The sequence below is a fragment of the Desulforamulus aeronauticus DSM 10349 genome (genome assembly GCF_900142375.1).
GTDB lineage: Bacteria > Bacillota > Desulfotomaculia > Desulfotomaculales > Desulfotomaculaceae > Desulfotomaculum > Desulfotomaculum aeronauticum.
In genome coordinates this window covers 28,804-48,081 of the sequence record NZ_FRAR01000030.1, presented here as the reverse complement: position 1 = coordinate 48,081, position 19,278 = coordinate 28,804, and the positions used below count along the sequence as shown (strand labels likewise).

Here is a 19,278-nt window from a genome sequence, read left to right as displayed (position 1 = left end):
CACCGGTATTTACATCAACATCATAGGCACTCCAGTTATAATTACCATCTACACTCACAACCCTTAATTTATTACTCGTTATGGCCTCTGCAGACTGTAACAAATGGTCATTTGTTGGACAATGTAATTTTTTTTCAATTCTTCCTAAAATTACAGCATCACAGAGCTTAAATATAGCACTTACCTTGATGTTATCGCCGACTAACTTATCCCCAACCACTCGTTTAGCTACATTTCTAGACCCTACTCGTGCAACTACTATATCCCCATTCTGCCACTGATCAGATACGATCTCAATAACATCCCCATTATCTAACGTCGGCATCATTGAACTACCACGGACTTGATATAACTTATCCATAACAACACCTACCACAAAACAACATATTTAAATGATGTTGTTGCTATACCCGAACATTTTACAGAAAAGCTATTTGCCGCCTGTTCAACCCAAACCTCACCCAAATATCCAGCAGGGTTGGCAACTGGGGTTACCCCAACGAAATAGTTTGTATCTCCTTTTGTGTGGGGTATAACGGTTCCAATGGCACCATTAAAATTAGCTGTACCATTCAGTTTAGGATGTATAACCTGAGCCAAGTGTTCCGATAAATCAGTTCTTTTAGCAGCATGTTGGTCTACAATATCCAGGTTTTCAACATATGCTTGCCGACTAACTATTTCATTACCTAATGGTTTAATAAGGCCTAAATTAGGTGTTACATTAGGCATTTAGTCACCTCCAGTTTTAAATCAATCCGGGTTAACCCCTTTCGCAATGAATAACCTGTGTAAAGTCAATCCCTTTACACCCGCCAAGATGTGAGGCTACTGAAAAAGCCCTGATTTTACTAATACATACTACATTTAATTTCAACATGACAAAGGAACCACTAGATTTGTAGTGGTTCCTTGATTTTTTTAAGTTTCCCTTTTTCAATGGCCTCTATGGTGTTAGTGCACACTTTAAGTCTGTTATGCAATAATTAAATCCGCTTTCTCTTTTTCTGTTAGGTAGGTATCAATACCTGCCTTTAGATCGGGACGTTTATTAATAACATAATCATAGGTATAAGCACCATCAATAATACGCTGTGCCATGTATGCTGCCATTATAAAGCACCTCCTAAGATAAGTTCATCAAGTGCAGCTTGCATTAACGCTTGATTTCTTCTTGCTTCTTGTAATTTCTGAACTAGGTAACTAGCATATGGTGCTTGCCTAACAGCAGAGAAAATAGGTTGTTCGCCTTCAAAGGTGACCTTTATGCTGTAAGTTAATTCGTCACCTTTGGCAAACATTTCAGTCTCAATAACATCATTTCCCAACGGAACTTCAGAAGGAACCACATCATGAATTGACAACACCAAACCGGTAGCCTTATCAAACTCTAAATACACATAAATACCCCCTTATTTCATTATAAATCCACCAAGGCGAACATCTACAGCACTATAGGTGCTTGGTTGATAAGCATGTAGGCGAATATAATAATAGCCAGATAAAGCAGAAACGTCTAATTTAACAAGTTTCATAAAAGTAGAAGTATTAGTAACTTCAGACGTTGTATATGCTATTTTTAGCATAGCATCATATTCAGTATATTCACCCATTTTATTAGTAGATGCAATAAAGTAACAATCTCCATTACACTTCATTAAAACACCTACTTTATTGATTCCAGTTAAATTGACAGGTAAGTCTGTTACAACAGCATTATCATAACCTTTGTTAGAATAGATACTTATAACTTTATTTGAACCAAGCCAATCAGCGGGATTGTTATTAGAAACGTTAAAGTTAACAGAGCCAGTTTGGGTCTGACCACGAACTAGAGGTATTGCAGCCCAATCACTAAACCATATTGTTTGTATGTCAGCAGGTGGAAGTGTACCAGTAACACCAAATATATTTAAACCTTGTTTGATGTTTTCTGGTATTAAATCATTACTTTTAACATAGACATATGAATCAGTAGCACCATCATAATAACCAGCAGGTGGTTTAATTAATGTACCAACAGTAGGGTTGTTACCAATAAAAGTACCAATGTGCCAACCACCACTTCTATTTACCATAGTACCTGCCGTTCCTGCAATGGTAGTGCCAGTAAGAACATTGGCCGCAGGAACAACAACTGCTGATACCTTGCCAGCCCCACTATGATAACCAGCAGTAATATTCTGGTCAGTGGCACTTGGCGTAATTGTAATTGCCCCACGGTTGACCATGGTACCCGTCAGCACAGTACCGCCACTGTTAATAAAGGTCTTACTTGCGAGAACATCGCCAGCGACCGCCGTACCAGCAGGAGTTACACCCGTGTTAATCTGACCAATTTTAGTCGCCAACTGGGAAAAAGTATCGCCACCGGTTGCCGAAACACCCTTGCCAGTAATAGCGGTAGCGACTTGAGTCTTACCATCACTGGCTTGCGTAAAAGCCTGTTCAGCCTTGTCATACGCCTTCTTCACTGCATTTGCAGTTGCGGCTGTGGTTGTGCTAGTGCTGTTTACAGCATCATTTAGTTGGACATGTCCATTTTTAACAGTTGACGCAGTTTCAGCCAAATGTTCACTAACTTTTTGTTCAACTGACTTACCATCCTGCATTACCACATTAGCTGCTTGAGTTATGGGATATAGACTATCCCATCCGGTGTTGGCAGTATTTCGTTTTTTAAGTTCAATATTGTAATTGGCCATTTTCTCACCACCTAACTAAGTATTTCAAAAAAAAGTTCACCTGCAGCAGGTGAAACTGGAGCCGTGTTGCTAATTGTTATAGCTTTTTGTTTGGTATTCCATCCTGCCTTTTCAGTATCCGTTACGAACCGATTATTAGCATCTTGGGTAATGATTGATGCTGGGTGATTGGCTGGATGGGTGTAGTTATTCGCCCCGGTAGCTACGCTGTCTAGTTTAGACTTGTCAGCCTTGGCCATTAATCCATCGGCAGATGCTGTAGCAACCGGAATGGCATCAGAACCACCGGTCAGGTGCGTGTCTTTGTGGGCAGTGGGGGTGCCAGATGCGTGCGAGTGGAAGCTAATAACACCGGTTAAAACAGCTTCTATCTCTGCTTTCGTATGAGCGTGGCTTGCTGGTGCAGCGCCCACATCAGTAGCCGTTAGTGTACCCCAGCTTATACTCCCTGCTGTGGCCCCGGCCTTTAGGACTTTTCCATTATTCGTAGTACCAGTTGCTGCTACGTGCAGGTTTCCATCCCCTGTAGGATGCGTATAGTTATTTGCTCCGGCAGCAATACCATCTAATTTAGCTTTATCAGCCTTGGCCATCAAACCATCGGCAGCCGTCGTAGCTGTTGTTTTTTCCGCCTTATTCTGCCAAGCGGTTCTTTCTGCACCAGTTATATGTTTTGCCGAGTCTGCAATATGCTCAGCCACAGTACTACCGCCAGTTTCTACAAGCTCCGCCTTTGTCTTTGGATATAAGTTATCCCATCCGTCATTGGTTTCATTCCTTTGTTTTATCTGGACATTTTTATCCGCCATTTCTACCCCTCCTTATATTTTTTGAAACCAGTAATCAGTTGCGGGTGGACTATCACCGGTGGTTGCATTTGCTATAACAACACCTCCTCCCCCGCCTGAACTAAAATTTACCGGAGCTTCTCCATGGTTTACCAACCACAAGGTATTTTTATTGGGGTTTATCGGCTCCTCAGCACTTAAGATTATTTTTGCTTCTTCGGCCAGAAGTGCAGTAAGGTCAGCCTTTTTAGCAACGTTTTGGTCAAGCAAATCCAGGTTTTCATTGTAAGCTTGTCGGCTAACATTTTCGTTTCCTAATGGTTTTTTTAGTCCCAAATTGGGTGTTAGATTAGGCATTTAGCCACCCCCCTGTTTCAAATTCATTCCAGGTTACGTTCTTATTGTCTAGTTGATCCCAGGTTAGGTTTTTGGCATCCAGCTCATCCCAAATCAAGTATCTAAACTCATACTTAACTGCCAAATGGGCCGGTTTAATGGCCTCGATGGCTGCCTTAAGATCATCAAGATTTGGCGGGATACCTCTGGTATCAACAAACTTGACGGTAAATTGGTATAACGCTGGCTGATCGATGACTTCTACGGTACCGCCATCATAGCTCTCAGCGACATTTTTAACGAGGTTGATAGTAACAGTCCCGATGCCGCGAATGTTGGATTTGATTACGGCTCTGCGCTGGTCAGCCGGTTTGCCTACAGACGATCGAATACCTAGTTCCTGTTCCCAAATGTCTAGACCCCAGGTAGCCGTGTTTACAAAAAACTGCTCTAATACCTCATTCATAGCTTGCCGAAGGTTATCAAACTCGGTTCCTTCTGCTTGCAGAAGGGATTTCATGACCTTCGAGGTCTCATAAAAACGGGGCAGGTATGTTGCCATTTCCTGCCCCCTGGTGCTGGTTATTGAATGAATACTCATGCCAGCACCACCGTCCTTTTTACGGCCACCTGACTTTGATCAATTGCGACATTGGCGGTGCCATTGTTTACCGTCAGCTGGGTGTAATCCTGCACACCTTCTGTGTCCAGCAATAAAGAGCCAATCCGTACGTAGCGAACCGTTGGCTCGGTCGCAAAGGCAATGCTGCCTAGGTATTCGTCCAAGGCTTTGACAAAGGAATTCTGCACGTCTACCATTGTTTTTGTGCCCGTCAAGGTTACTGTGGCGGATACATCAATCTCGACAGCTGTAGCGGGTGTTACCGTTACTTTTGCCCCAATAGGTGCCTTGCCGTTACCCATTTCCGGGTCGGGTGCAATATAGTCCTGTACTTTACCGACAGTGGTTTCATTAGCAGGGCGTTTATCTGTACCCAACAAAACCACCTTCACGGTTCCCGGGCCGTCCCACAGGGGAATAACCTGCACCCCGCCAACCCCCGGCACATCCAAAGCCCAGTTAACGTAATCGGCTTTGTTGCCACTGGTTCCCGGTGTCCGTACTTTGGCATAATATCTGGTCAAAAGAGCTGCATCATCTTCTGTATCATCTCCACCGTTTAAGGCATTGGCATTGAGTACGGCGGATACTCCACCCAGCGGGGTAATCATAATGTTAATGGTTGCCGCCCCTACATTGCCTTCCTTACCTGCTTTAATAGCTTCAATATTTGCATAACCCACACCGGTTTGGTCTATGGTTACATCAGTTGTTGTTATAAATTCCGTTGAGGGATTATGGGTAGTTGGGTCTGCCGGTGTGGCCACCACCGTTCCGGTGGGGATAACAGTTCCTGCCACTCCCGTAAAAGTAACTTGCCCGGTTGCCTTGACAGCTTGCCGCCGACTAAGGCCGTGCTCATCACATCTTAAATCTAGGTAGGTTCCAAAGGTAGTGCCAGCAAATCCCCTTTGCAAAACATCCTGGGCCCATAAGGCGGCTAGAGATAGCTCGATGGCAGCAGGAGATAGGGTGTCCCAAATAAAACTACCCTCGGACTTGTCTATATCCGGGGGTAGCGATTCCAGCATTCGCTGTCTAATAACATCTAAGGTCTGATCTGTTAAATAATTCGGTAATGTTGTCACATTTTCACCTCCCCGTTAATTTGACCGTTTTCTCCTCTCACACTGAGGACCTTGCAGGTAAAATAAACCCTGTCATCCTCCCAATGAAAGGTAAAATCCTGTACACTGGCAGTTCTCGGATCAACCAAAAGGCACTCGGTGGTCATCCTGGTAATTTCGCTCTCATTACCTTCGCGAGTTAAGTGACTGCCAATCAGATCATCATATTCCTGTCCGAAACTCCTGCTATAAACTAAGTAGCGATACCGTTCGGTATTTAACGCCTTTTGACACCACTCCAACCAGGCATCTAGATCAGTACTCTGGGCTATTTTCCCTGTGGGAGTCATGATAAACTCCCCTGAATTAAAATCAAAGCGAACACTTCGGCCAAATTGCACTTGTTTTTGCTTGGTTTCTGCCATTGCTAAAGGTTCAGCGGGAATGGTTGGAAAAATACTCGGCATTTATATCACCACCTTGGCCAGGATAATTGCCTCCTGGCCATTATTAACGGGAATTGCCAGGACCCTGTCTCCGGCTTTCAGCCCCGGTTTTAATTCAAGCCGCACTTCTTGAACTTCTCTGGCAAAAAAATCGTACCGGGTTTTTGGAGAAGTAGTGGCTCCGGGCAAATTTTTGCCGTCATTGTCCACTGGGCTTGTGGCGGTACCCACTAAAGAAAAAGCCGGGAAGTGCACTTTTACCAGCCAATCGGCAAGCAGGTAATCCTTTATTTCATGTTTAAAGGTGTCCAGTTTTAAACCGGTGGCTGTCATGGTTCCTAGCTCACTGGGAATACCCGACAAGGCTTGGTTGGCCTGGCCCTTTATACGCATATCCAGTAAGGTTGCTAATTCTTTATAGGGATCCATAATATCGCCTCCTTACATAATCAGGAAAGGCCAATTGTAAGGACATCTTGCCGGGATTACCTAATTCGTGACTTACGGATGTTACAAGCAATTCCATTTCGTTTAGCAAAACCTTGTCTCCAGCCCGCAGAGTATTGATATCAATCGCGGTTACCGTAAAGGTTTCCTCCAGACCAGCAAGGTGCTTTGTACCCTTCTCTTTGGCCTGTCCTGCATTGGTAATGGTACTGTCTTTAAGTACCTTTTGCAGGGTACCATACTTGTCAGTTTCCCCCTTGACAATTGACAGTACGGGAGCACGTTTTTCTTCGGAGGCATTACCCAGGACCTTGACCTGGGTTACGGCCCTGTCGATGCTTCGCCGCTGGTTTATTTCCTGAACGTTTTGATTCAGTTCCAATACCCATACTTTTTGATTACTGCCCAGTTTAAATAACTCCAGCCCATTGGGAGTCATGCGAGGCTGGTACATCTCGCCGCCCTTTTCCACCGTCTCCTTCAGGTCGGACATGATCATATTGTAGATGGTCATTTCCCGATAGCGACTACCCGTTTTTGCCAAGGGGATACCCGTATCGGGTACGTTGGCAAGTGTTATATCCCAATCGCTAGCATACTGCCTAAGTCTCTGACTGGCTGTTTGTCCCGCTGGAAACACATAATCATCTTGGGATTTTGAGAGGTAGATCGTTCTATCGTATATCGTGACTGTCAGTTGCTTTAATCCCCCGGTTGTACTGTCTACTTCCCAGACTACGCCGGGCTGTAGCAGATAAACCATACTGGTTTCACCAAAGGGAATCCCGGATACTCTAATTTCCTGCCCCGGTGCAATGCCTGGAAAATCAGGAGTAACAACCATCTTCACATCGGCGCTGTAGGCCATGTCATCCAGTGATTCCTTTAAGGTGATACTTTCAATAATTTCCCGCAAAAAATGTTGGTTAGCCAACACCACTTCGTAGGAAGTAAGTCCGGGGTTGATCATAGGGGCATCACCAACTTCATACCGGGCTGGATCAGGTTTTTATCTTTACCAATTAAGGCTTTGTTGGTTTCGTAGATCGCATCCAATTTGCTGGCATTTCCGTACTGTAGCTGGGCAATTTTCCATAGGTTATCTCCCGGTTTTACGGTGTATATCTTAGGTAGCGGTTTTTCATCGGCCCGGTTGCTTTGCTGTGACCCTGCTACAGCTGAAGTAAGCTGCTGCACCGTTACACTGCGATAGGTTCGACAAGTGAGATCAAAATAGATGTCCCCCGGCTCACCGCCTTTAAAGGTACTGGTATGTGCCGCCAGAAGGACCGCTACGTTAATGGGCCTGCCTACTAATAAGCGTAAAACGGTACGGCCCGTAGTCCAATCTGTAAGCTTTTTCATCGCCACTTCGGGGTCTAGAATATTAGGATACCGGCAGTAAGATGAATCGTATTCTTTGGGAAAAAAAGAGGAGAAAGTAATTTCTTTTACCTTCTCCTGGTTGGGAAAATCAATTTCACCAAGTTGAATGATATTCACCGTCTCAAACTGTTTTTCACTCCTAATTTGTATTTCCTCCGGATTTACCGGGAACTGGAATTGCTCTCCTCCCGGTTCACTGAGGAAAATGTCCATCCTGCATCACCTCCACAACTCCTAACAGGAGTAAAATTACTATAAACAACCCACTAGCCAACTTTGTTTTCCAGGGCATTTTTAACACTTTTAGCGATTCTCCAACCCACTTCATTCTTGATGGTTTCGTAATCGATATTTTCACTGCTAACTTGTAAATTTACATTTACAGGAACCGTCACATTTACTCCACCGCCAGCCACAATAGGAGTTGGCATTATCCCGACCAAGCCGCCTGTCGCATAGGGTCTTACGCCTAGGTATTCACCGGCTTGTTGCCAAAGCCCCAAAGCCCGGCTACGCATGCGTGAAGACAAAGGAATAATGGCCTCGGGCCCAGCCTCGGCCACTAAACCAAGATGGGGCCTGTATAATATTCCGCCGTTGGCATGTCCATCTACCTCTTTAGGTAGAAGTTGAATACCTGAAAAAGCGATTAATTTGGCACTGGCAAAATCCACGGCCTGAACAAGGGTGGTGAATGCTTGCATAAGGTTATCCTGGCTATTAATAACAAAGCCGTTCGAGGTAGTGATCTTATTCTGGCTATCAAGATATACCTGTCCGACAGTTGCCATAGTTTCCTGTTGCTTGGAAAGCACCTTCTCAGATACCTGTGTCGTAGCTATACTGCTACTCTTCTGGGCGACATCATCAGTTAAATTGCCTCTATCAGTAGATTTTTCAATTTCGTCCTTCTTTCCAAAAACCTTATCATACACAGATCCCGCAAGGAAAATGCCCGCAGCATTACCACCAACTACGCCTGCGGGAACGCCAATACCCGATGTGAAAAATCCGGCAGCGGCACCTCCCAGGCTTGCTCCGATAATTCCACCAATAAGTTCTGCTGTAGCTTTTCCTTTATCATCGGATCGGACAATATTCATCCCTCCCAAAAGTAACCCTGCAGGCCCAAATAACTTTAATCCTGGGCCAAACCGTCCCAATTTAGGTGCTATTTTTTCTATCAATGAATTAAAGGCTATAAAATAAGGGGGGGCTGCAACCAAATACGCCAGGTTCTGTCCAGTTTTCTCAGATATAATTTCGGAATTTCCGCTGGTTTTCGGGGTTGGTCTTCCTACACTACCTTCCCCCTTTTTCTGAACTTCTCGAACTTCTTCCGTCTGAGCAGCGGAATCGAGGACGGAAAAATGGGGTAAAACACCCATAGTGATGTCTTTCATTCTTTTTTCAACGTTGTCAGCTAGTTTGGCAAATTCTTGTTCCACCGCAGACAAATCGATTGTAACCGGCAACAGAGACAAACTTCTTTTTACTTGGTTACTTAATCCTTCAATCCATTTTAAAGCATCCGTTGCGTTATCTGTAATCCCTATTTTAGGGTTTATTTTTAACCTGTTAAAGGTATCCAGCCGCTTTTTATATTGATCCATCAACCGATCTAATGTCTTGGTTGTTTTGGTTAGGACAGACTGAAATTGAGAGGTATCCCCCTTGACCTTAACCAGCGTTTCAACGGTCGTCATCTTTTAGCCACCTCCCTCCGGGCTTTTTCCATTTGTTCTAATTCAATATCTGTAAAAGCTAACAAAAGTAGTTGTTCTCCTCTGGGTAATTGCCAAAACAATCCGGGGCGGAGGTTATGCTGTACCCACATGGAGTACAGCATACCTGTTAAGCCGCCGGATTTTACGCGTTTTTTAGTTCTTCAAGGTCAATATTAAAGCCGCTCAGGTCAAGCACTACATCACCTACAGCGGCTAATTCTCCGGCTAAAAGGATACGTCTGACCACTTCCTCCGGGCCGGAAGCCTTGAACTTAGACAGCAGTTTGGCATCTCCCCAGTTCGGTTTTACGGTGGCTGCGGCTATGAGAGCTGCATTAAACTGCTCTTCATCCAGTCGCTCAACGACCTTGCCGCGCTTTTCGCTACGCTCGGTACAACGTTCCCGGATATTGGATACTTTTTTGCCCGTTAATCCCTGCAGTGTTACCGGAATCCCCAGGCGGGGTAGGGTAACCGTTCTCTCAGGCAATTTGTCAGCATCCAGCAGCCTATTTAGTATTTGTTCATCGGTCAAATTCTGAATATCCATCGGTTATCCCCCTATTTTTCCACGATTGGGTCTAGCAGTTCATAGCCTTCAAAGGTAAAGGGAATTTCTTCCTTTACTTCTTCTCCGGAAGTCCAGTTAGCCAGTTGGAGCTCATCCACCATCACATTCTTTAAGCGGACTCTTTCATGTCCATAGGATTCAGGATCTGCCAGCTTGCTAACCAGCTCAAATTTACTGAAACCCCGCTGCAATAGGTCACTGGTTACTTTAAAACCACTCATGGTCCCAGTACCTTTTTTAGGGCCCATCTTATGACGTACCCAATCGTCACCGGATAAATTTAATTCGCGTTTTTGGACAGCAACTTTCGCTTCTAAGTGGTTGATGTTCGTTTGCCATACACCGTCGATGAACATCTGGCCATAGGTACCTAATATTACTCTACTTGCATCAAGAGCCATTTTCTCTCCTCCTTATTTCACCATAAAGGTGCCAAAGATTTTTTCCATACCGTCAGTAATTCTGGCTTCCCACTTAGGGTACACCTCATCCGGCGCAGCCAACGGGGGATTGCCGTGGTAAGCAGGATTTAAATAGACCACATAGTCATTTTCCACAATGCCACCCTGAACCAGGGTATCCATGTACTGCTTGAAAGCATTGATGAGCGCCACTTTACCGTCATCGTTGTTATTGACCTTACCAATATAGTTGTCACTGGCGGCTTTCAGCAGATCATTGTTAATGGCATCCATGGTCCGAATAGCCCGAATCTTTTTCCACTGGTTATTTTGACCCTGACGCAAACTGCTTAGCGTGTTGATGCCCTGTTCAACTTTAACCTTTTCGCCATCGTGAACCAGCACCAAAGACCCGGCCTGCAGAGCGGCAATTACCTGATTATTGGTGAGACGGGGATAAACATCTTCAAAGGGGCATTGAGCATAGGTAATACTCTCGCTCAATTTTTGGGCAGCGATCAGACCAGCCACAAAGGGCGCCACTTCAGCGCTGGCATAAGTCTTGCCACCCAGCACAGCACCAACCATAACATTCACCAGACCCTCATGGTTAAAGCTGATAGACCTCTGATTCCCCAAATTAGGATCGGCATCGTCCGCAGCAGATCCGCCAAAGACGCCGATAACACCGTTCCCTTCATTGCGTAAACGCTCAATCCAGGATTTAAACGAAATCTGCAGGGAGCTATTGGTCATGCCATCAAGGGTAAATAAATTCCAAACCCGTGCCTCAAACATAGCCTGGGCTGCAATATAATCGGCATTCACTACGCCTTCTATCCCATGGTTACCACCGGTAAAATCCCGACTAGTAATAAGGACCAGGGTACCGTTGCCATCCGCTAGCTTACTGGCTGTTACCCATTCGTTCCCGGCATCGTTGTTAATAGCCGCTACAGCATTGTTGACGCCACCTGCACCGGAAGTAAAGGTAAATGTCCGCAATAAAGTGGACCCATTGTAAAGCAAGATATCTTGCTTGGTGGAATCTACCAGGTTTGTCCTTGTTGAAACCTTAAAGGGACGGGTGGTTTCGTATTTGGTTTCCAGTTTCAGTACATTAACGGGGCTACCTGCCGCATCTTGCAGCGTGATGCTGGCTTTGGTCGCATTGCTGTCGGCCAAGCGATAGGCTAACACAGTCTTTGCTCCCCCCAACAGGGCCATGCGAATGGTCTGGTAGGCAGTTGCTCCGGCTACGGTGTCCTCGCCATAGGCGGCCAGCAGTTCCGCTTCGCTGGTGATTTCCTTAAAAGTTCTCACCGGACCCCAGTCTGCTTTCACTGGGCAAGCCACAATGCCGCGGGCTCCCGGTTTAATTGCAGCCAATGCTGCGGCCTCAAAGTTTAGATAAAATCCAGGTCTTACTTTTTGCTCGGTAGGGCTCCATGTTCCTCCTGCCATTATTTAGCTACCTCCTCTAAAAATAATGTAACCGCCTGCTTTACTTCGCTGACGGTTAGTTCTTGGGCACTGTTATGATGCAATGCCCCAAGGATAACTTCAGGTTTTACCTGAAATAGTATTTCAGAATGATCAATCAGTTCCTGTCTGGGATAACACTGCTCTTGTTTTATTTTTGCAGCCATTATTGCCAGCTCCCTTCGGTTTTTATTTTCATCATTAAGGCGATTTCTTCTTGAGGTCGACTGGTTTTTTCAGTTAGGGTTACTGTAACCTGCCCTTTACTAATCGAATTTAGGGGAATTTCCATCTGCGGGGTAACCACAGTGGCATATTTTTTGTTAATGGTATCCAGGGCTATTTTGACATCCCTGCTTAACCCCTCCATAATTGCCCGACAACCACTACTATGCTGGTTGGGCAAAAGACCAAAAACCTCGGCGGTAAACTTTTTGCTAACTTCAAACAATGAACTGGTTATTTGTTTGGTGCTTATGCCAACCAAGCTCCAAATTACCGCCGGCCTTTCAGATACTTGCGGGTAAGCACTATCACTTACTGCCCATCCCTCACCCAATTCGGATTTTGTCCATAATCCGAGTGCCTCCAGCCACGGGTCACTCTCCCTAACTTCCGGTGTTGGTGACGATATCCACCAGTGTACATTATAGGTAAGCAGGATGGATTTATTGGCCGGATCATTTGGATCTTCCAGTATTTCCTCCACAGGGGACGTGGCAGGATTCACCTCAAACCAGATCTCACCGGCCTTTACTGGGTTTTCTGGCTGGGTCCAATCATACCGGGGAAGCACAAGCCCACTTTGTTGTGAACCTTTTAAGGCGTTGTAGACTTTGTCTCTAAACTGTTGTGCGGTATCCCATAAAAAATCATTATTGCTATCCGGGGATCTGGTTTTGACTTCAAACCGCATCTGAGTCAGAAAACGTTCCATCTTGGCACCCGTTATCAAAAAGCCGCCAAACAGGCCATCACTTGGATTGTTAGGAACTGTTTTGATTGCATTGATGATTAGCCATTTGGCACCATCGGGCAGAGTTTGTTTGGTCTTTCCTATCACCTTAAGATCGTCCGCAGACGCTAAACCAAATGTGGAAGCATGATTCACAACATAGTTACGGATTGAAGTCATTGTGTTATACATTAGATCACCTCCTTTATTTGATTTGCTTCTTCCATTCTTTGACTAAATAATGGATGTTATTTATATTTTCAGAAGCCCCTTCTTCTAGAACATAAATAACAAAACCGCCACTTGTTAGGGCGGTTCATTCTTTCTCTAATACCATTATATTTTTTTCCTACTACATTAACAGGACAGGAAAGGGACATTTGGGGGCTGTGGTTTTGAAATTAAAAACCGCCTCTCCTGGCGGTCTTAGTTTTTAAAACTAGATTAAATTTTCTTAGGCAGTATCTTTAAACCCTAAAATAATTTTAGCCATGTAATTAAGTGCTTTATCCCTAACCCGTTTACAATGTCGTTCTTCATACATAACTAATTCTGCTACTTCAAACCACTTAAGATTCTGAATATAAAAGCTCTTAATAATCTGTTGTTCTTTTTCTGTTAACGAAGCGATTGCATTATCTATCTTTTTTAATACCCTGACCAGATTATCTCGTTCTGCCTCTGCCATCATTTTATCTTGGGCTCTTAATGATGCAAAATCATAGTTAATTCCCTCGTTATCCTGTCTGTAAGTTACTGCCACATTGGACGTACGATCACTTACTACGCCAAATGAATATGATCTATTTTCTAAGGATCTCGCAAAGTATAGCGCTTCGATGGTTTCCTCCGGCGTCTCTCTTAAAATGGGTGCATTTAGCTGTTCAATGTCAATCTCTAGGTTTTTCACCCTCGCCCACATCGAGTTATAATCCTTTAGTAAAGTCTCTACTTTTTCAAAGAAAGGATGCTTTGCCAAAAAAATTACCTCCTTACAATCTCTCTTTCTATTGAAACAATGTTCTCCCATTCTAACCGATAAATTTAAAACCACTCTCCTTCTATTTTTCTCTTTTACTTATTGACATTTGTGGACCTAAAGTATATATTACGGGTGGCAATTCTTATTATTTTCAGAAGTCATATCTACTTAAGGTAACCATTACGGTTTTCTGTCCTGGCCAAATAGTCTTATTCTAGGTTTGAGACAAAAAATATGTACTAAAATGTACTCAATTGCCTTGTCTGTGCTTAAACTATATACTATAAGTACACGTGTACACAAGGTACATATTTGCCTGCATTTTAGCAAAAATCTAATTTATATCTCCATTTCTTTGGAAATTACATGTTTTTAAAGTGAGGGAAAAGAATGAATAGTATTGGTAAAAAAATTGACCAGATAAGACAAGGCCTAAGTTATGTGGATTTCTCGAAGAGAATTGAGGAAAAAACAGGATATGAGATTAGTCCATCCAGTTTACATAAATATGTTACAGACCAAAGAAAGCCATCTTATAAAATGCTCGAGGTAATTGCTACCTATGCCGATTTACCAATATCGTCCTTTTTTGAAGAGAATGATCAACTATATGCAAAAGTAAAGAAGCTTGATACCTTTAAACTTTTGCAAAAGGAATATCATGAAATAACCAAGATTAAAGAAATACCGATTATTGATGCAAAGCTGCTACAAACATTAAAAAGTGTAGAGACACACGAATTTGAAATATTCTATCCCATGCCGTTGGCTGTCTTTAATGGAGAATCTTATGGAGTAAAAATTGACAACAACTCCATGTCCGACATTGGTATGCAACCGGGAGATTTAATTTTTATTCGCTCAGAAGCGAACCCTAAAATTGGCCAAACCATTTTAGCCAAAATAGGCTCTGACCTGGTCTGTAAAAGATTTTATTTGAAAAATAATTATGTCGTTCTTGAACCCATTGATCCAAAATATAAAAACCTTAGCCCTCATGAGGTAGAGATTCTAGGAACTGTCACAAAGTTAATTCGCGATTTTGAATTATAAACATGAACAGATTAGAAAAGCTAAGCCTCCGCCAGTCTTTAGCTACCGGCGGAGGCTTAGTTTATGCAGGTACGGATCAACAGCAGCCAGGTTTAATACTCTGTGGAAAACTGAATACATTACAGGGGTCATATTTTTTCTTAACACACGCCAACCTTGCAGCATAGTCACCATAATAAGCTACTTCATAGTTAGTTAACCTATTATACGGAAAATTTACATACGAGCCTGTGGTTATACTTTTTATATATTTAAACCCTTTGGCTACCCATGCTTTGTGAATCGAAGCCTCTTCTTCATTTTCCCAGTCCGATGTAATGGCCATAATGTAATTCGCAGATCTGTAGAAAAAAGTTGTACTACTCTGTTCCAAATCCCTAACCGCTCCACCTAATGAATACACCGAGATATATGAATCATGATTAGTAGGAGCTTCATCCATTATATTGATCAGCTCCTTTAGCTCACCCTTGGAAAAATGATGCTCCACAAATCTTCCTGTAGCTTGAAAGGCGGTGCGTTCATATGCTCGTCCGATGATCGTAACGGCCTCTATAAAATCAATGTATTCAATATTCCTCAGGGTTAATCCGGGTATACTCAATAGGGGTTCTAGTATTTCTCTAGCCTCTTCGGGTTTCCCATAAAAGAAGGCGTTTACCGAAGCACCTTGTTTATAAATCCGGCCAAATGCACTTATCCTTCTATCTAAATTTACCAGCCAATCCTGCCATCTTCTTAAAAATTCAAATCTGGCCGGCTTATTGTTATTCCACGCCAGTTGAATGAGCGTTATTTTATCTACCTTCTTTTTCAATTTAAATTTATAGGAGGTTACAACGCCAAAGTTGCCTCCGCCCGCTCCCCTTAACGCCCAGAATAGGTCCGGGTTATGGCACTGGTTTACTAGTAACTGGTTGCCATCAGCATCTACCATTTTTGCTTCTATTAAACTATCTGCCGTAAGTCCTAGATAACGCATAGATAAGCCTATCCCGCCTCCTAAAACCAATCCCGATATGGCTACAGTGGGACAAGTTCCTCCTGGGAACGCATAGCCAAATTCATAAAGGGTTTCGTATAAATCTTTTAGTCTTGTTCCGGCCTGAACCTTTACTATATCCTGCTCAGTATCCACTTTTATACCATTCATAAGTGTAGTGTCAATTACCAATTTACCAGTACCGGTTGAATATCCTTCGTAATTATGTCCCCCGGAACGGATACGTGGTACTATACAGTTTTTTCTTGACCAATGTATTGCGTTCGCCACATCTTGAGAAGTATAGCAGTATACAATCGCTATCGGAAATTCATCTATCGCTTTGTTATACTCCTGTCTGGCCTTTTCATATTCAGGATTAAAGGGTGTTATCACTTTGCCCGTTAGCCCTTCATATCCCATAAAATCACCTTCTTTTTTACTTTTGTTATTTTATGGGAATTATCTGACGGTTGTGCCCTAAAATCCCACAAAAAAGCCCGCTCCCTCCGTTTTCGGACGGGACGAACTTTTTGTACAAGAAAACCGGACGTAAGCCAAAGAATAATTGGCTTACCATGTCGGGAAGAAAATTGAATTCCTCACTCCGTGACAGGGCCGTTTTCCCACTCTTGCCCGGTTATATCAAATCTCGGATTTCTGCCTCCGGCACCGGCCTGCTAAAAAGATATCCTTGGATGGCATTGCAACCGCAGGCGGTCAGATAGGTCTGCTGTTCCTTTGCTTCCACGCCTTCGGCGATAACCTTCAGCCCGATTTCCCGGGCCAGGGATACGATTGTTTTCACGATCCGCCCTTCGACCCCATCTGCAGTAATGTTATCGATGAAAGACTTGTCGATCTTCAACACATCGATGGGCAGATTTTTCATATAGTTGAGTGAGGAATAGCCCGTACCGAAATCATCTAGATAAATCATGATGCCGTGGGCTCTCAATTCTGCTAGCTTCGCATAGGTATCGCCGAAAGACTCCACCAGGCAGGATTCTGTGATTTCCAACGCCACGCTGCCTTTTCTGAGGCCAAACCGATCAAAGGCCTCAATAACATCCTCCACAAAGCTACTTTGCTTCAACTGCATCGAAGATACGTTGCAGGAAACGCATATCCCCTTATCCATCAAACTCTGAGCAAAGGCAAAGCTGCTCTCTATGACCCATTTACCAATTTCATTGATCAGGCCCATTTCCTCTGCCACAGTAATAAATTCACCCGGAAAAATAAGCCCATAGGACGTACTGTTCCAGCGGATCAGTGCCTCAATGCCTACAATTCGGCCGCTTTCTGCGGCGATTTGAGGTTGATAGTGCAATATGAACTCGCTGTTTCTGTAAGCCTCCCGCAAGCGCTTCTCCAAATTTGTCCGCTGGGCTAGCTCGGTTACCATGCTGCTGTCATATAGAACATATTTATCTCTGCCCCGACTTTTCGCCTTATACATTGCCAGATCGGCGTGCTTCAGGAGCTCCTCCACCGTCCTGCCGTCCCGAGGGTAAACGGCGACTCCTATGCTACAGGTAATATAGAAACTGACATTTTCGATGCTGATAGCCTCCTTGAACAATGCAAGGATTTGATCCCCCAGTTCCAGAACCTCCGCTTCTTCGGTCTTGGCGGAAAGGACTAGAAATTCATCGCCGCCCAGCCTTGATAAGGTCAGGTGCAGAGAAGACAGCGTACTCAACCGCCCGGCAATCTCAACCAGCATCCGATCCCCAAAGGAATGTCCATGGGTATCGTTGATGACCTTGAAATTATCCACATCGATGAAGAAGACGGAGCCGATGGTGCATTGATCCAACCTTTCCTGCAATTCTTTCATAATGTAAGCTCTGTTAGGAAGGTTCGTTAGGCTGTCAAAATAAGCAAGGTGATGAATCTTTTCCATGTACTGCTTCCGCTCCGTAATATCCCGCACGGCTGCTACATAGACGTTCCTGCCGGACCATTGGGTTTTTCGGAGCGCAACCTCTACGTCCAAAGTCGTTTCTTCCAGCGGCCTCACCGATTTCCACTCAAAAATGATGAAGCCCTGGTCTGCAATTTGTTCATTCACTTTTTCACGCCACTGCTTTGCCATAGCCGGATCCGCTGATATGTCTGCTACCCTGTAATTTAGCATATCCTCGCGGCTCAGCCCATACATAATGCCTGCCTGCTTGTTTATATGCAGAAACCTACCGGTCTCGTCGTGAATTATAATGGCGTCGTGGATAGTGTTAAAAATGGTCCACAAATTTTTCTCCGCGTAGATGCGTTCCTGAATCTCCCTTTGCAGGCGTTGGTTGCTCTTCAGGAGCATCCACACATAGAACAGTAATGACGCCAGAATAAAAACTGTCATGGCTAGATAACCACTGCTTTGTTTCTGGAGAATTGCTTCGAGCATCCTGTAAGTACTTTCAACATACATGCCGGTACCTATGTAGGCCTCAATTTCCGGTATCCCCATGACAAAAGAGAGCTTTTCTTCCGCAGCCGACCGGTCCGGCAGATAATAAGCATAGGTCACGAAGGAACCCTCTGGCTTTGCTTTTGCGGCATGCACCAGCTCCTGTATTATATATCTGCCGCTCGCGTCCCGAAGCAGCCATTGATTGGTGCCTTCCTTTTCCTGCTCGTAAGGCTGAACCAGCATAGACCCGTCGTAGGTACTCATAAAAATATAATTGGGACCGAATTCATCCTCGTAGGTCATTTCCCTGACAAGATCGCTGATCTTCCTTCTGGCTTCTTCGCGGCTCACTTCACCCTTTTTCAATTGGTTAACCAAGGGTTCGACGGCGTTGTAGCTCAGGTGAACCATTCTACTAACAGAGTTCTGTCTTTGCTGTGCCATATGCCGCTTAAAATCCGATGTGATGCTTTGGGAAAATACTAACGGGAAAAGTACAATCAGCAAAGAATAAACGGCCAGAACCACAACCCAAGCCCGTATTTGTTTCTTCGATACATTTTCCATCCTTGTGGCCTCCGTCTAAATCCCTATCTATATTTAAAGTCCTGGACAAAACGAGGTTTATCCAAAATATGGGAAGTCCCCATATTTTGGATAAGTTCATTATAACAAACATTTCGACATTCTTATAGAACCATTTCCACGTATTCCTGTTAGGCCACCTCAGGCATCAGGCTTCCGTCGGAGAAAACCCGGATACATTTCAAGTTCGCCTTTACTGCCTGTGAATCAAATTCAAAAATATCCAACATTTTGTCCTCCGGAATAGAAGGAGCATGGTGGCAAATGTTCTTGGGAGTAATGCGCCAGTAAAAGCGCTGCATTTACAAATTAAGAGGCCACTCAGTA

General features: G+C 44.0%; 23 protein-coding genes. 1 reads left to right on the top strand and 22 read right to left on the bottom strand.

Annotation, left to right across the window (positions count from 1 at the left end; genetic code table 11):
- From BUA78_RS17625 to BUA78_RS17535, 20 genes are all read right to left on the bottom strand, one after another.
- Positions 1-361: S24/S26 family peptidase (locus BUA78_RS17625; RefSeq protein ID WP_175549068.1), on the bottom strand; the 361-nt coding region annotated here is incomplete at its 3' end.
- Between the two features lie 8 nt (positions 362-369).
- Positions 370-732 carry a hypothetical protein gene (locus tag BUA78_RS17620; protein ID WP_072917176.1) on the bottom strand — a complete coding sequence of 121 codons (363 nt, stop codon included), beginning with the start codon at positions 730-732 and terminating at the stop codon, positions 370-372.
- A 243-nt stretch (positions 733-975) separates the two neighbouring features.
- Positions 976-1,113 carry a hypothetical protein gene (locus tag BUA78_RS20355; protein ID WP_175549067.1) on the bottom strand — a complete coding sequence of 46 codons (138 nt, stop codon included), beginning with the start codon at positions 1,111-1,113 and terminating at the stop codon, positions 976-978.
- Positions 1,113-1,400 (bottom strand): hypothetical protein, encoded by a 288-nt coding sequence (locus BUA78_RS17615; protein WP_072917174.1) that lies wholly within the window; start codon positions 1,398-1,400, stop codon positions 1,113-1,115. The genes BUA78_RS20355 and BUA78_RS17615 overlap by 1 nt, the downstream gene beginning before the upstream one ends.
- A gap of 12 nt (positions 1,401-1,412) precedes the next feature.
- The gene (locus BUA78_RS17610) at positions 1,413-2,705 is read right to left on the bottom strand and encodes a tail fiber protein (protein WP_072917172.1); all 1,293 of its coding nucleotides are present in this window, start codon (positions 2,703-2,705) and stop codon (positions 1,413-1,415) included.
- 11 nt (positions 2,706-2,716) lie between these two features.
- On the bottom strand, positions 2,717-3,514 hold the full coding sequence (locus BUA78_RS20505; protein WP_207650515.1) for a hypothetical protein: 798 nt from the start codon (positions 3,512-3,514) through the stop codon (positions 2,717-2,719).
- 12 nt (positions 3,515-3,526) lie between these two features.
- Positions 3,527-3,850, bottom strand: a complete 324-nt coding sequence (locus tag BUA78_RS17600; protein WP_072917170.1) for a hypothetical protein — start codon at positions 3,848-3,850, stop codon at positions 3,527-3,529.
- Positions 3,843-4,391: a YmfQ family protein gene (locus tag BUA78_RS17595; RefSeq protein WP_238456865.1), complete on the bottom strand. Its 549-nt coding sequence runs from the start codon at positions 4,389-4,391 to the stop codon at positions 3,843-3,845. The genes BUA78_RS17600 and BUA78_RS17595 overlap by 8 nt, the downstream gene beginning before the upstream one ends.
- A 35-nt stretch (positions 4,392-4,426) precedes the next feature.
- Positions 4,427-5,539, bottom strand: coding sequence for a baseplate J/gp47 family protein (locus BUA78_RS17590; RefSeq protein WP_084082490.1), 1,113 nt, complete (start codon positions 5,537-5,539; stop codon positions 4,427-4,429).
- The gene (locus BUA78_RS17585; protein ID WP_072917166.1) at positions 5,536-5,985 is read right to left on the bottom strand and encodes a DUF2634 domain-containing protein; all 450 of its coding nucleotides are present in this window, start codon (positions 5,983-5,985) and stop codon (positions 5,536-5,538) included. Before BUA78_RS17585 ends, BUA78_RS17590 begins: the two co-directional genes overlap by 4 nt.
- Positions 5,986-6,393 carry a hypothetical protein gene (locus BUA78_RS17580; protein ID WP_072917164.1) on the bottom strand — a complete coding sequence of 136 codons (408 nt, stop codon included), beginning with the start codon at positions 6,391-6,393 and terminating at the stop codon, positions 5,986-5,988.
- The gene (locus BUA78_RS17575) at positions 6,380-7,381 is read right to left on the bottom strand and encodes an XkdQ/YqbQ family protein (RefSeq protein WP_072917161.1); all 1,002 of its coding nucleotides are present in this window, start codon (positions 7,379-7,381) and stop codon (positions 6,380-6,382) included. The genes BUA78_RS17580 and BUA78_RS17575 overlap by 14 nt, the downstream gene beginning before the upstream one ends.
- Positions 7,378-8,010, bottom strand: a complete 633-nt coding sequence (locus BUA78_RS17570; protein ID WP_072917159.1) for a LysM peptidoglycan-binding domain-containing protein — start codon at positions 8,008-8,010, stop codon at positions 7,378-7,380. Before BUA78_RS17570 ends, BUA78_RS17575 begins: the two co-directional genes overlap by 4 nt.
- Positions 8,011-8,063: 53 nt before the next feature.
- The gene (locus BUA78_RS17565) at positions 8,064-9,503 is read right to left on the bottom strand and encodes a lysozyme family protein (protein WP_072917157.1); all 1,440 of its coding nucleotides are present in this window, start codon (positions 9,501-9,503) and stop codon (positions 8,064-8,066) included.
- A 163-nt stretch (positions 9,504-9,666) separates the two neighbouring features.
- The gene (locus BUA78_RS17560; protein WP_072917155.1) at positions 9,667-10,074 is read right to left on the bottom strand and encodes a phage tail assembly chaperone; all 408 of its coding nucleotides are present in this window, start codon (positions 10,072-10,074) and stop codon (positions 9,667-9,669) included.
- A gap of 11 nt (positions 10,075-10,085) precedes the next feature.
- The gene (locus tag BUA78_RS17555; protein WP_072917152.1) at positions 10,086-10,496 is read right to left on the bottom strand and encodes a phage tail tube protein; all 411 of its coding nucleotides are present in this window, start codon (positions 10,494-10,496) and stop codon (positions 10,086-10,088) included.
- 12 nt (positions 10,497-10,508) lie between these two features.
- Positions 10,509-11,960 carry a phage tail sheath family protein gene (locus tag BUA78_RS17550; RefSeq protein ID WP_072917150.1) on the bottom strand — a complete coding sequence of 484 codons (1,452 nt, stop codon included), beginning with the start codon at positions 11,958-11,960 and terminating at the stop codon, positions 10,509-10,511.
- Entirely contained in the window at positions 11,960-12,145 is a 186-nt protein-coding gene (locus tag BUA78_RS17545) for a YqzN/YkzM domain-containing protein (RefSeq protein ID WP_072917147.1), read from the bottom strand. Before BUA78_RS17545 ends, BUA78_RS17550 begins: the two co-directional genes overlap by 1 nt.
- Positions 12,145-13,125, bottom strand: a complete 981-nt coding sequence (locus tag BUA78_RS17540) for a hypothetical protein (protein ID WP_072917146.1) — start codon at positions 13,123-13,125, stop codon at positions 12,145-12,147. The genes BUA78_RS17545 and BUA78_RS17540 overlap by 1 nt, the downstream gene beginning before the upstream one ends.
- Before the next feature lie 262 nt (positions 13,126-13,387).
- On the bottom strand, positions 13,388-13,912 hold the full coding sequence (locus BUA78_RS17535; protein ID WP_072917143.1) for a hypothetical protein: 525 nt from the start codon (positions 13,910-13,912) through the stop codon (positions 13,388-13,390).
- A gap of 393 nt (positions 13,913-14,305) precedes the next feature.
- On the opposite strand from BUA78_RS17535, the gene BUA78_RS17530 reads away from it, so the two are divergent.
- Complete coding sequence (locus tag BUA78_RS17530) at positions 14,306-14,968, top strand: helix-turn-helix domain-containing protein (RefSeq protein ID WP_072917141.1); 663 nt, start codon at positions 14,306-14,308, stop codon at positions 14,966-14,968.
- Between the two features lie 76 nt (positions 14,969-15,044).
- Here BUA78_RS17530 and BUA78_RS17525 read toward each other — a convergent pair whose 3' ends face one another.
- The gene (locus BUA78_RS17525) at positions 15,045-16,346 is read right to left on the bottom strand and encodes an FAD-binding oxidoreductase (protein WP_238456864.1); all 1,302 of its coding nucleotides are present in this window, start codon (positions 16,344-16,346) and stop codon (positions 15,045-15,047) included.
- 244 nt (positions 16,347-16,590) lie between these two features.
- A complete protein-coding gene (locus BUA78_RS17520) occupies positions 16,591-18,933 on the bottom strand; it encodes an EAL domain-containing protein (protein ID WP_072917139.1) in 2,343 nt (780 codons plus the stop codon).
- Between the last annotated feature and the right edge of the window lie 345 nt (positions 18,934-19,278).